This window comes from Aliiroseovarius pelagivivens (assembly GCF_900302485.1).
In the GTDB taxonomy this organism is placed as follows: Bacteria; Pseudomonadota; Alphaproteobacteria; order Rhodobacterales; family Rhodobacteraceae; genus Aliiroseovarius; species Aliiroseovarius pelagivivens.
Genome location: NZ_OMOI01000001.1, coordinates 447,150 through 459,742, shown reverse-complemented (window position 1 = coordinate 459,742; position 12,593 = coordinate 447,150). Strand labels below are relative to the sequence as shown.

Here is a 12,593-nt window from a genome sequence, read left to right as displayed (position 1 = left end):
CCCGCAACTAGGTTCGCGCCAATTTGTCGTTCGGGAGTCGTTCAATGTCCGCTGCCACCGCCCCTTCTCAGGAAACTGCCAAACCCACTGCCTGTCTTGTTCTTGCTGACGGCACGATCTTCTACGGTCACGGGTTCGGAGCCACCGGCATCACCACCGCCGAGCTGTGCTTCAACACCGCCATGACCGGCTATCAAGAGATCATGACCGACCCGTCGTATGCCGGGCAGGTTGTGACCTTCACCTTCCCCCATGTGGGCAATGTGGGTGTGAACCCAGAAGATGATGAGACCACGAACCCAGTTGCTGCCGGAATGGTTGTCAAATGGGATCCGACCGAGCCGTCGAACTGGCGCTCGACCGAACGCCTTGTTGACTGGCTGGCCAAGACCGGCCGCATCGGCATCGGAGGCGTAGACACGCGCCGCTTGACCCGTGCGATCCGCCAGCAAGGTGCGCCCCATGTGGCCATCGCCCATGACCCGGACGGAAACTTCGACATCGAGCTTCTGATCGCCGAGGCCCGCGGGTTCTCGGGTCTTGAAGGGCTGGATCTGGCGAAAGAAGTAACCTGCGCCGAAAGCTACAAATGGGACGAGATGCGTTGGGCTTGGCCGGATGGCTATCCCAAGCTGGACAAACCGCGCCACAAAGTCGTCGCGCTGGACTTCGGTGCCAAGCGCAACATCCTGCGCTGCCTCGCCTCGGCTGGCTGTGACGTCATCGTCCTGCCCGCCACTGCCACCGCAGAAGAGGTTCTGGCCCACAATCCCGACGGCGTATTCCTGTCGAACGGCCCCGGCGACCCCGCGGCCACCGGCGAATACGCAGTGCCGATGATCAAGACCATTCTGGACACCACCGACCTGCCCGTCTTCGGGATCTGCCTCGGTCACCAGATGCTGGCACTGGCCCTTGGCGCACGCACGATCAAGATGAACCACGGCCACCACGGTGCTAACCACCCGGTCAAGGACAACGACACTGGCAAGGTCGAGATCACCTCGATGAACCATGGCTTTGCCGTGGACGCGGCCAGCCTTCCGGAAGGTGTTCTCGAGACCCACGTGTCGCTGTTTGACGGTTCGAACTGCGGGATTCGCATGGAAACCCGTCCGGTCTTCTCGGTTCAGTATCACCCCGAGGCAAGCCCGGGTCCGATGGACAGCTACTATCTGTTCGAGCGGTTCTCGGACGCGATGGACGCACGCGCCTGATCTACGGCGACACGACCCCTGCGGTCGTGGTAAAATTACACTTATCAAACGTGATGGCGGGTTGGTTAACCCGCCATTAACCATTAAGCGCCCAAGCTCGTCTGGTCTGACAGTACAACGAGCATAAAATGCCATCCCCAGATCTACGTATCGTCCACACGAATGATGCGGCTTCGGTTCAGGCAGGGATCGAAGAACACCGCGCATTCGGATCGCACGCGGCCCGTCCGGTCGCACCGTCGCAGCCAACCTCGGCGCCCGCGCACCGCAAGCCTTTGGGGCAGGTGCTGGTCGAAATGGGCGCGCTGTCCCCCAAAAATCTGTCGATGGCCGTGGCCCTGATGGCGCGCGAAGATGCACGCTTTGGCGACATCCTTCTGGCCAATGGATGGATCAGCAAGCCTGACCTCTACGCCGCATTGGCGCTTCAATATGGGTGCGAGATCGCGGACCTGTCGGCACAGCGCCCGGACGTGCGTCTGATTGACCAGATCGGTGCCGAGTTTTGTATCCGCAACGGCATTGTCCCTTGGAAGCGCGCGGGCGGAGCCACCATCGTGATCTGCGCGCGCCCTGATCTGTTTGAGAACTTGTCCAAGGACTTCCCGGCCTCTTGGGGCAAATGCTATCTGGCCATCGCCCCTGAAGAAGACATCCATTCCGCCCTCGTGGACCTGCGCCACCGTACCCTTGCACGGCGCGCCGAAAGCCGCGTGGCGGCAGAAGACAGTTGCCGCACCTGGAGCCAAACCGCCGTGATGCGGTTCGGGCTTTCACTCGTGCTGGCACTCAGCGCGGTCTTCGTCGTCTCAAGCTTTGCGGGTTTCGCAGTGCTTGTCGGCTGGGCAGTGCTGACGCTGATCCTGAATTCATCCCTGAAAGCCATCGCCGCGTGGCAGTTCTGGCGCGCGAAACACGACGACAACGGTCTTGACGGAACACTATCTCCACTGGGCTTCTTGAAGCTGCCAACCGTGTCTATTCTTGTCCCGCTCTACAAAGAGCGCGAGATCGCTGGGCGATTGGTAAAACGGCTCGAACGCCTGTCCTATCCGCGCGAGCTTCTGGATATCTGTCTGGTGGTCGAGGAAGACGACACTCTGACCCAGCAAACGCTTGCCCGATCCGACCTGCCCCGCTGGATGCGCCAGATCGTGGTGCCGCGCGGGGTGGTGAAGACCAAACCGCGCGCGATGAATTTCGCGCTGGATTTCTGCAAGGGCTCGATCATCGGGGTCTACGATGCAGAAGACGCCCCTGCCCCCGATCAGATCCACAAGGTCGTGCGCCGGTTTTCCGAACGCGGACCAGAGGTGGCCTGCCTGCAAGGGAAGCTGGATTTCTACAACGCCCGCACCAACTGGTTAAGCCGCTGTTTCACCGTGGAATACGCAACGTGGTGGGGGCTGGTCCTGCCGGGTGTCGAACGCATGGGCTTTGCCATTCCGCTGGGCGGCACCACCCTGTTCTTCCGCCGCACAGCGCTTGAGGAACTGGGCGGATGGGACGCCCACAATGTGACCGAAGACGCGGATCTTGGCATCCGCTTGGCCCGTCGTGGATACCGGACCGAACTGATCGACACCGTGACGGAAGAGGAAGCCAATTGCCGCGTCTGGCCATGGATCAAGCAGCGTTCACGTTGGATCAAGGGCTATGCGATGACCTATGGTGTGCACATGCGCAACCCGCGCCAGTTACGCAAAGAACTCGGCTGGTGGAAATTCATGGGCTTCCAGATTCTGTTTCTGGGGGCGCTGTCGCAGTTCCTGCTGGCCCCGATCCTGTGGACCTTCTGGGCCTTCCCGCTGGGCCTGCCCCACCCCCTGCGCGGGGTCGCTCCACACAACCTTCTGGTCGTGCTTGGCACGGTGTTCATGGCGGCCGAGGTGTTGACCATCACAGTGGGTGTGCAGGCAGTCAGCAATCCAAAGCACCGTTGGCTCAGATACTGGGTGCCCACCCTGCACTTCTATTATCCGCTGGCTTCGCTGGCCGCGATGAAAGGGTTCTTCGAGATCATGACCAAGCCGTTCTACTGGGATAAAACCCAGCATGGGAAATTTGATCAGCCGGCGGCACCAGATGCCCCGAGTGCCAAAATCAATCCGTCAGTGACGAATCCAGCTTGATACGGGTCTCGAACGCCAACGAGATGTGCTGTCTCAGAGCGGCGCGGGCGGCGTCCTGATCACGTGCCTCGATGGCACTGACAATCGCATCATGCTCGGCAATTGCGTCTTCGCTGCGCCCTTCGGCAGCCAACGACGTAGTAGCCAAAAGCGCCATCGAGCGGTGGACCAAATCCAATTGCTGCACCAGATAGCGATTGTGCGATGCCAGATGAAGTTGCTTGTGGAAACGGCGATTGGCGCGCGCCAAGGCCGAAGGATCATCCAGCAGACGCCGGTCCTCTTCCACCATCTCGCGCAGCACGCGGATTTCTTCGGGGGCGGCGTGTTGGGCGGCCAGCGACGCGGCCAGACCTTCCAGTTCCGCACGCACCACATACAGTTCAGCCAGTTGGCTGTGATCCAACGACGCCACGATCAGGCTGCGCCCATCGCGCGTCAAAAGGGACTGCGTTTCCAGTCGCTGGAGCGCTTCGCGGATCGGGGTGCGGGATACGCCAAATCGCTCGGCCAGCTCGTTTTCAACCAGCCGGTCTCCGGGCTTGTACGTCCCCGTATCAATCGCATCGAGGATCATCTCATACGCGTCGCGCTGTCCCTGTTTACCCTCAGCCACAATTTTGTCCTTCCCGGCCCTTCTTGATCCGCACAGATAAGCACGCTGCCATGAACATGGCAAACAACAACCACGCGTCGCGTCGTCGCAGAGTCTGATTTCGTCGATTAAGACCTTTCACCCGCCCGTGCAGCAGTCTACTTTCCCACCATGGTCGCCGATCTGTTCTCTCATGTCAGTCACTGGGTATTTGACTTGGACAACACGCTGTATCCACCTCGGGTGCGGCTGTTTGACCAGATCGAAGTGCGCATGACCAACTGGGTGATGGAAGAGCTTGGCGTCGACAGGGCCGAGGCGGATCGCCTGAGGCACAAATACTGGCGCGAACACGGCACTACGCTGGCCGGGTTGATGCGCGAACATGGGGTGGATCCCGGCCCCTATTTGCACGACGTGCACGACATTTCCTTTGACGCGCTCGAACCGGATCACGATCTGGCCAGCCACATCGCCAACCTGCCGGGGCGCAAAATTGTCTACACCAATGGCACGGCCCCCTATGCCGAACAGGTTCTGGCAGCGCGTGGACTGTCCGGGATGTTTGATGCGGTCTATGGCGTGGAACATGCCGATTTCCACCCCAAACCCGACCGCGCCGCCTTTGATACCGTGTTTGCCCGCGATGGTGTCAAACCTGACATCGCCGCCATGTTCGAGGACGACCCACGCAATCTAGCCGTACCGCACGAGCTGGGCATGAAAACCGTCCATGTCGCGCCGGACCCGGAACCGGCCGATCACATCCATCACCACACCGACGACCTGACTGCGTTTCTGGAGCGTCTGGTCGAAGCAGACACATCGGATCAAAAGCGCTGATCCACGAAGGAAGAACCATGACCGAACATCGTGCTGACATTTTCATCTCGGGTGGCGGGATCGCCGGTCAGGTGTCCGCGGCAGCTTTCGCCGCTGCCGGGTTCAGCGTGGTCATGGCCGATCCCTTCGTGCCGGTGACCACCGCAGATGAAGAGAAATCCGACCTGCGCTCCACCGCCTTTCTGCGCCCAGCACGGCAGCTGTTTGATCGTATTGGCTTGTGGCCGCATCTGAAGAACCATGCGAAACCGTTGGACCAGCTTGCGGTGATCGACACAACCGGTTGGCCGCCCGAAGTGCGTGATCGTCGCGTGTTCCGCTCGGACGATATGGGCGACGAGCCCTTTGGCTGGAACCTGATGAACTGGGTCGTCCGGCGCGAAATCTGGACCTATCTTCAGGAGCAGCCGCTGATCACGCCGCTTTACGGCACGGGCTTTCGCTCGATCGTACAGCGCACGGGCGAAATCATCGTCACACTGTCAAATTGCGACCGCGTCCGCGCCCGGATGGGGATCGCGGCGGATGGCAAATTCTCGCCCCTGCGCGAGGCTGCGGGCATCACCGTCTCGACCACCCGCTATGGGCAGAAATCGCTGGCCTTCACGGTCACGCATGACCTGCCGCACGGCAACATCTCGACCGAGGTCTATAACGAGGGTGGGCCGTTCACCATCGTGCCCCTGCCCGACATGGATGGCAAACATGCATCGGCCATTGTGTGGATGAACCAAGGCCCGCGCGCGGTTGAGCTGATGAACATGGACGTGCCGGAATTCGAAGATGTGATGTTCCAGCGCTCGACCGGGCTGCTGGGACGGATGCACCTTGAAGGCAACCGCTCGGTCTGGCCGATCATCACGCAGACGGCGGATCAACTGGTCTCGGGCCGTGTGGCCGTCGTGGCCGAGGCCGCCCACGCCCTGCCCCCGATCGGGGCGCAAGGGCTGAACACTTCACTGAACGATGTGATCGCCTTGCTTGAACTGGCGGAAGCCAACCCAAGCGCCCTTGGCGATCCAGCGATGATGAAAGCCTATGACGCCGCCCGCGCGCCTGACATCGCGCGCCGCGCCCGTGCCATCGACCTGTTCAACCGCGTCACACGGTCAGGGGATGGCGTGATGCAAACCGTACGTCTTCTGGGCCTGAAAGCGGTGCATGACGTGGCCCCCATGCGCAAGCGCGTGATGCGTGCCGGACTTGGCCCCAGTTGATCTGATGCTCGAATGCTGCACTGCGGCATGGCGCCACATGACACGAATGTCGCATTCCGCTTCCTGAACACATGCAGGATACCCGTCCCGCAACGTGAACAGGAGACATCATCATGGCAACCGAAGTAACCCCGGAACAGCAAGCCAAAGACGCCCGCGCGGAAAAGATCGCCTTCATGATCATCGGCGCAGTTATTGCGGCCCTTGTGGCTGGCTTTCTTCTGAAAGGCGTGATGGGCGTGGGGCTTGTCGCCCTGTCGACCGTCCCCGTGATCTATCTTTTGCTGCTCACCATGGCAGGCGGAAAAGGGTAATCACGTCAGTCTTGGCGAACAAAAAACGGCGCGCAAATCATGCGCGCCGTTCTGATTTTAAAGAACTTTCTTCAGCGCATCCTCAAGCCGGGCCACGCTGGCATCGACATCGTAAAGCTTATCGAGCCCGAAAAGGCCCAAGCGGAAAGACGAATAGTCGTCGCCCTCATCGACCATCAGGGGCACGCCCGCCGCGATCTGCACACCCTCGGCTGCGAAGGCCTTGCCCGCCTTGATGTCGGGATCTGCGGTATAAGATACGACCACTCCGGGTGCCTCGAACCCTTCGGCGGCCACAGATTTGATGCCGTTCTCGGCCAACAAGGCGCGTACGCGGCGGCCTTGCTCCCACTGGGCATCACGCAGCTTTTCGAACCCGTATTCCTTGGTTTCCAGCATGGTATCGCGGAAGGCGCGCAGCGCATCGGTGGGCATTGTCGCGTGATAGGCATGCCCGCCGCCTTCATAGGCCTCCATGATCGACAGCCACTTACCCAGATCCACCGCGAACGAGGTCGAAGTCGCAGCTTTCGCCATATCCCGCGCGGTGTCGTTCATCATGACGATCCCGGCAGACGGTTGCGCCGACCACCCCTTTTGCGGGGCCGAGATCAGCACATCCACGCCAGTCGCCTTCATGTCGACCCAAGCACAGCCCGAGGCGATGCAGTCCAAGACGAAGATCCCGCCCACGCCATGCACGGCGTCGGCTACGGCACTAAGATAGTCATCCGGCAGGATCATGCCCGACGCGGTTTCCACATGCGGGGCGAACACGACATCTGGCTTTTCGTCCCGGATTTTCGCCACAACTTCGTCGATCGGGGCAGGTACAAATGGTGCATCCGGTGCATTGCCCACACGACGCGCCTTCATCACGGTTTCAGCCGACGGGATCGCGCCCATCTCGAAAATCTGGCTCCAGCGGAACGAGAAGAACCCGTTTCGGATGACCATCACACGCTTACCAGTCGCGAACTGACGCGCGACGGCCTCCATCCCATAGGTGCCACCACCGGGAACAAGGGCCACGGCGTCAGCGTTGTAGACTTCTTTCAACGTGGCTGAGATGTCCGTCATCACACCCTGAAAGGCTTTGGACATGTGGTTCAAGGACCGGTCGGTAAACACGACCGAGAATTCAAGCATTCCATCGGGGTCGATATCGGGCAGAAGTGCGGACATTAGGATCTCCTTCGCTGTGCCGGATCAGCGTGACCCAGATTGCACCAACAGGGAAGAGGTCAAATCGGCCCAGGTCGACGTTCTTCAGACAACAGCACGTTGGCCTCCACGTCACCTACTCCGGGCATGGTCATGATCCGGCGTCGCAGAACACGTTCGAAATCTGAAATGTCGCGGGCGACCACGCGTAAGCGGTAGTCATACAGTCCCAGCACATGTTCGACCGTTTGCACTTCGGGAATGGCAGACACAGCGCGCTCGAAGTCATCCAAGCTGATGCGGCCCTTTGTGGCGAGTTTTACACCCAGAAACACGGTCACACCGAAGCCCAGAGCCTCGCGATCCAAATCCAGCCGCCGTCCTGCAATCACCCCGTGATCCGTCAGGCGCTTGATGCGGCGCCATGCAGCGGGCTGGCTTAACCCGACCTCGCGTCCCAAGGCGCCAGCGGATTGGGTGGCATCCTCGGCCAGCAGGCGCAGCAGGGCCAGATCGATCTCGTCAAACTCTGTCATAGCGGCAGGCTTTCATCCGACTTGATCCGCGCCACATGCATCAACGCTTCGATATCCGCGATATGGGGCAATGACAGGATCTGGTCACGATAGATGCCCTGATAATGCGGCATGTCCCGCGCGATGACGGACAGGCGTACGTCCACACGACCGACGAATGTCTGGATCTCGATTACTTCCCGAATCGCGCGAGCGGCCTCGATGAAATCATCAAAGGCGCGGGGCTGTGTCTTGTCGAGCGTCACGCGCAGGCTGACCTCGACCTCGTACCCTAAGGCACGCCAATTGATCACCGCGCGCGGACCTCGCAGGATCTTCTGATCGCGCAGGCGCTCAATCCGGCGCGATAGGCGCGCTGCAGACAGACCCACCCGGTCTGCCAGTTCAGCCCCGGCCAAGCCCGGATCCGCCTGCATCTGCCTAAGAATGCGTCTATCGAGATCGTCTAACATGATTTTTCTATTATCATATCATTTGGCGAATAGTTAGCGCCAATTTCATCCGCATACTACCGGTTATTCATCTCGAATGCCGCACATCCATGCCTATGATGCGACCTCAGAGAATAACCCATGCAACGGAGCACCCGATATGCGCGTTTACTACGATCGCGATTGCGACATTAACCTGATCAAAGACAAAAAAGTTGCCATCCTGGGCTACGGCTCGCAAGGCCACGCCCACGCGCTGAACCTGCGCGACTCGGGTGCCAAGAACCTTGTTGTTGCCCTGCGCGAAGGCTCGGCATCGGCCAAGAAGGCACAAGCTGAAGGTCTGGAAGTCATGGGCATCGCCGAAGCAGCTGCTTGGTGCGACGTCATCATGTTCACCATGCCCGACGAACTGCAGGCTGAGACCTACAAGAAATACGTTCACGACAACATCAAGCCGGGCGCAGCAATTGCATTCGCTCACGGCCTGAACGTTCACTTCGGCCTGATCGAGCCGAAAGAAGGCGTTGACGTGATCATGATGGCCCCCAAAGGTCCGGGTCACACCGTACGCGGCGAATACGTCAAAGGCGGCGGCGTTCCCTGCCTGGTAGCCGTTGACACCGACGCAACCGGCAAAGCGCTGGAAATCGGCCTGTCGTACTGTTCGGCCATCGGTGGCGGTCGTTCGGGCGTTATCGAAACCAACTTCCGCGAAGAGTGCGAAACCGACCTGTTCGGCGAGCAAGCTGTTCTGTGCGGCGGTATCGTTGAACTGATCCGTTGCGGTTTTGAGACTCTGGTTGAAGCCGGCTACGCGCCCGAAATGGCTTACTTCGAGTGTCTGCACGAGACCAAGCTGATCGTTGACCTGATCTATGAAGGCGGCATCGCCAACATGGACTACTCGATCTCGAACACTGCAGAATACGGCCAGTACGTCACCGGCCCGCGCATCCTGCCTTATGAGGCCACCAAGAAGGCCATGAAGGAATCGCTGGAAGACATCCAGACCGGTAAATTCGTGCGTGACTTCATGCTGGAGAACGCCGTTGGTCAGCCGACCATCAAAGCGTCGCGTCGTCACAACGACGAGCACCAGATCGAGGTTGTCGGTAAGAAACTGCGCGACATGATGCCTTGGATCTCGGCTGGTAAGCTGGTTGACCAAGAAAAGAACTAAGACTTTTACCGGTCACGCGATGGGTTGATTTTCATCGCAACCAAAGGTCAAGTGGGGCGTCCGATACCGGGCGCCCTTTTTCATTGCGAGGCTCCATGACCGACAACCCCACAACTCGTGACTGGGCGGGCGTTATAGCCCTAGGCCTGATCTGGGGCGGTACCTTCATGGTCGTGGCCATCGCGCTGGAAGGCTATGGCCCCGTCACCGTCGCCACGGCGCGCACCACGCTTGGGGCGGTTGCGCTGTTGGGATTGGTTCTGGCGACAGGACGTCGCCTGCCCGGATGGAATGGCGCGTTGTGGTGGTCGATCTCGATCATCGGCATACTGTCCACCGCGTTGCCTTTCATGCTGCTCAGCTGGGGGCAGCAATACGTACCATCGGCTTTCGCTGGACTATCAATGGCCGCAATCCCCTTGATGGTGCTGCCCTTGGCGCATTTCTTCTCGGACGAGCCATTGAACCTGCGCAAATTTATCGGGGTCACGTTGGGGTTCTGCGGCGCGCTGGTTCTGATTGGACCGGGGCTGGCCCAGCTTGGACAAGGCACCGAACCCTTGGCACAACTGGCCTGTATCGGAGCCGCGTTTTGCTATTCCGTAGCGTCGATCCTGACCCGCCGCTGCCCACCGATTGATCCGGTGGTTCTGGCAGCGCTGACCCTTGTTGTCGGGTCGGTGATCCTGTTCCCCATTATGCTTGCGACCGAAGGTTGGCCCGAATGGGAGAGTACCCGTTCCGGCCTGGCCATCGTCGCTTTGGGACTGTTGCCCACGGCGCTGGCAACATTGCTGCGGGTCGCCATTATCCTTAGCGCGGGATCGGTCTTCATGACACTGGTGAACTACCAAGTGCCCGCATGGTCGATGGTCTTCGGGGCATGGATCCTGTCCGAGGCCCTGCCCCTGCGCTTCTTCGCGGCGCTCGCGCTGATCTTGACCGGGCTGGCCATCAGCCAGTGGTTCAGTCTGCGTCGTATGCTGCTAGGCGACTGACGTGCCCTGAAATTTCAGGAAAGAACGGCCTTGTGGTATGATCCTCCGAGGGGAGGATAGTTATGAAACGAAGATCTCTTATTGCACATGCAAGCGCTGCCGCTATTTGCACTCCAAATCTGCTGCTTGCCAGCGAACGCGAACGACGCATCTCAGAAGCCCGTATTCGGTTCATTCACAACAGCAGCCGGATACTTCCGATTGCCCTGTTTGTTATGGCCACCACCGGTCCGTTGGGCTGGAATTTAAAGCGGAGTTTCCGCCAGTATCCCGTTCAGTCACTTCTACTGGGGACCCTTGCCATAAGCGGTCTCAGGACATTGCTGCCTGATCGACTAGCTGGGGCGAAACCCTGGGCGGATGTTTTCCTGTATGGAAATCTTCTGGCAATGCGCCCTGTATCGACGACACCGATGCCGTCAAAATGCGCCGTGACCCACGGAGATATTGAATGGCAGATCAAGCAGCGTGCACGCCGGATAGCGCTTAGCAAGGTGCCTTCGCTTGGCGCATTATTTAAAACAAGAGTGGGTCGCGCCTATGCCACGCAGGCCGAACTGATTGTGTTCCTGCGCCCAACCCTGGTCCAAGAACCCTGATCACCTGCGGCTGGTCTAGATCACCGCATCGACCTCGGACACGATGCCATCCACGACCTGAACCAACAGGGCGTCATCCTCGCATTCCGCCATCACGCGGATCAGAGGTTCCGTGCCGGATTTACGGATCAAAAGCCGACCTTTGCCGTTCAGCCGAACTTCGGCATCTGCAATTGCAGCCCTGACGCTATCAGCTTCAAGCGGAGTCTGGCCCAAGGTGTAGCGAACGTTTTTCAGAAGCTGAGGAACGGCGTCGAAGACCTGACACAGCTCGGACGCGGGCTTGCCGGTTTCCAGCATACAGGCAAGGAACTGCAAGCCAGCCAACAGGCCATCACCCGTGGTCGCGTAGTCCGTCATCACGATATGGCCAGACTGTTCGCCGCCCAGATTATAACCACCTGCGCGCATCGCCTCGACCACATGGCGGTCGCCCACTTTAGTGCGCAGAAGCTCCAACCCCTGTGCCGCCAAATGACGTTCCAATCCGAGGTTCGACATCACTGTCGCAACCAGTTTACCACCGCTCAAGCGTCCTTCAGACGCCCAGTGCGTGGCGAACAGCGCCATAAGCTGATCTCCGTCAGCCACTTGGCCTTTCTCGTCGATGATCATGATGCGATCCGCGTCACCATCCAGACAAATGCCCAGATCCGCGCCGTTTTCCACCACGGTGCGCGCAGCCAACGCGGTGTCGGTCGACCCGCAGCCTTTGTTGATGTTGGTGCCATCTGGCGAGACCCCCACAGGGATGATCTCGGCCCCAAGCTCCCACAGCGCGTCAGGCGCTGCGCGATAGGCCGCCCCGTTGGCGCAGTCGATCACAACCTTAATCCCGTTCAGACGCTTATGCTGCGGGAAGGTGGTTTTCAGATATTCGGTATAGCGCTGGCGGGCTTCCTCGATCCGTTTGGCGCGGCCGATGTTTTGAGGCTGCACCGGATCGACGCCCTCGTGCACCATGCGTTCGATTTCAGCTTCGTCTTCGTCCGACAGTTTGAAGCCGTCGGGGCCGAAAAACTTAATCCCGTTGTCGTGGAAAGGGTTGTGCGAGGCCGAGATCATGATCCCCAAGTCCGCCCGCATCGAATGGGTCGCGCGCCCAACGGCAGGCGTTGGCACCGGACCCAGCAGCAGCACGTTCATCCCGGTCGAGGTCAACCCCGCCGTCAGCGCGTTTTCCAGCATATAGCCTGACAGCCGCGTGTCCTTGCCGATCACCACCCGGTGCCCGTTGGAGTGATCACGGCGGAAGTGGCGACCCGCAGCGGCCCCCAGTTTCAATGCCATCTCTGCTGTCATGGGCCAGGAATTTGCCAGCCCACGCACTCCGTCGGTTCCGAAGAGTTTTTCGACCATTCTGC

Annotated in this window: 13 protein-coding genes; 8 read left to right on the top strand and 5 right to left on the bottom strand. The window is 59.8% G+C overall.

Features of this window, described 5'->3' with window-relative positions; all coding sequences use genetic code 11:
• The first annotated feature begins 44 nt into the window (after positions 1-44).
• Positions 45-1,217, top strand: coding sequence for a glutamine-hydrolyzing carbamoyl-phosphate synthase small subunit (gene carA, locus ALP8811_RS02240; protein ID WP_108855566.1), 1,173 nt, complete (start codon positions 45-47; stop codon positions 1,215-1,217).
• A gap of 128 nt (positions 1,218-1,345) precedes the next feature.
• On the top strand, positions 1,346-3,349 hold the full coding sequence (locus ALP8811_RS02235) for a glycosyltransferase family 2 protein (protein WP_108855565.1): 2,004 nt from the start codon (positions 1,346-1,348) through the stop codon (positions 3,347-3,349).
• On the opposite strand, the gene ALP8811_RS02230 is transcribed toward ALP8811_RS02235, so the two are convergent.
• Positions 3,321-3,965: a GntR family transcriptional regulator gene (locus ALP8811_RS02230; RefSeq protein WP_245924514.1), complete on the bottom strand. Its 645-nt coding sequence runs from the start codon at positions 3,963-3,965 to the stop codon at positions 3,321-3,323. The two genes, ALP8811_RS02235 and ALP8811_RS02230, sit on opposite strands and share 29 nt — an antisense overlap.
• A 150-nt stretch (positions 3,966-4,115) precedes the next feature.
• Between ALP8811_RS02230 and ALP8811_RS02225 the strand changes: the two genes are divergently transcribed.
• From ALP8811_RS02225 to ALP8811_RS02215, 3 genes are all read left to right on the top strand, one after another.
• Entirely contained in the window at positions 4,116-4,787 is a 672-nt protein-coding gene (locus ALP8811_RS02225; protein ID WP_108855564.1) for a pyrimidine 5'-nucleotidase, read from the top strand.
• Between the two features lie 17 nt (positions 4,788-4,804).
• Entirely contained in the window at positions 4,805-6,004 is a 1,200-nt protein-coding gene (locus ALP8811_RS02220) for an FAD-dependent monooxygenase (RefSeq protein WP_108855563.1), read from the top strand.
• Positions 6,005-6,117: 113 nt separating this feature from the next.
• The gene (locus tag ALP8811_RS02215; protein ID WP_108855562.1) at positions 6,118-6,318 is read left to right on the top strand and encodes a hypothetical protein; all 201 of its coding nucleotides are present in this window, start codon (positions 6,118-6,120) and stop codon (positions 6,316-6,318) included.
• Between the two features lie 57 nt (positions 6,319-6,375).
• Here the strand turns inward: ALP8811_RS02215 and ALP8811_RS02210 are convergent, their stop codons facing one another.
• Genes ALP8811_RS02210 through ALP8811_RS02200 form a run of 3 tightly spaced genes read right to left on the bottom strand, consistent with a single transcriptional unit; the run spans position 6,376 to position 8,470 of the window.
• Entirely contained in the window at positions 6,376-7,503 is a 1,128-nt protein-coding gene (locus ALP8811_RS02210; RefSeq protein ID WP_108855561.1) for an aminotransferase class V-fold PLP-dependent enzyme, read from the bottom strand.
• 59 nt (positions 7,504-7,562) lie between these two features.
• The gene (locus ALP8811_RS02205; RefSeq protein WP_108855560.1) at positions 7,563-8,018 is read right to left on the bottom strand and encodes an Lrp/AsnC family transcriptional regulator; all 456 of its coding nucleotides are present in this window, start codon (positions 8,016-8,018) and stop codon (positions 7,563-7,565) included.
• Positions 8,015-8,470 carry an Lrp/AsnC family transcriptional regulator gene (locus ALP8811_RS02200; protein WP_108855559.1) on the bottom strand — a complete coding sequence of 152 codons (456 nt, stop codon included), beginning with the start codon at positions 8,468-8,470 and terminating at the stop codon, positions 8,015-8,017. Before ALP8811_RS02200 ends, ALP8811_RS02205 begins: the two co-directional genes overlap by 4 nt.
• A gap of 139 nt (positions 8,471-8,609) precedes the next feature.
• On the opposite strand from ALP8811_RS02200, the gene ilvC reads away from it, so the two are divergent.
• The 3 genes from ilvC (at position 8,610) to ALP8811_RS16230 (ending at position 11,229) form a co-directional block, all read left to right on the top strand.
• Complete coding sequence (ilvC, locus tag ALP8811_RS02195; protein ID WP_108855558.1) at positions 8,610-9,632, top strand: ketol-acid reductoisomerase; 1,023 nt, start codon at positions 8,610-8,612, stop codon at positions 9,630-9,632.
• A 95-nt stretch (positions 9,633-9,727) separates the two neighbouring features.
• The gene (locus ALP8811_RS02190; protein ID WP_108855557.1) at positions 9,728-10,630 is read left to right on the top strand and encodes a DMT family transporter; all 903 of its coding nucleotides are present in this window, start codon (positions 9,728-9,730) and stop codon (positions 10,628-10,630) included.
• Positions 10,631-10,692: 62 nt separating this feature from the next.
• On the top strand, positions 10,693-11,229 hold the full coding sequence (locus tag ALP8811_RS16230; protein ID WP_146183976.1) for a hypothetical protein: 537 nt from the start codon (positions 10,693-10,695) through the stop codon (positions 11,227-11,229).
• Positions 11,230-11,244: 15 nt separating this feature from the next.
• On the opposite strand, the gene glmM is transcribed toward ALP8811_RS16230, so the two are convergent.
• The gene (gene glmM, locus ALP8811_RS02180) at positions 11,245-12,588 is read right to left on the bottom strand and encodes a phosphoglucosamine mutase (protein ID WP_108855555.1); all 1,344 of its coding nucleotides are present in this window, start codon (positions 12,586-12,588) and stop codon (positions 11,245-11,247) included.
• Positions 12,589-12,593: the final 5 nt, after the last annotated feature.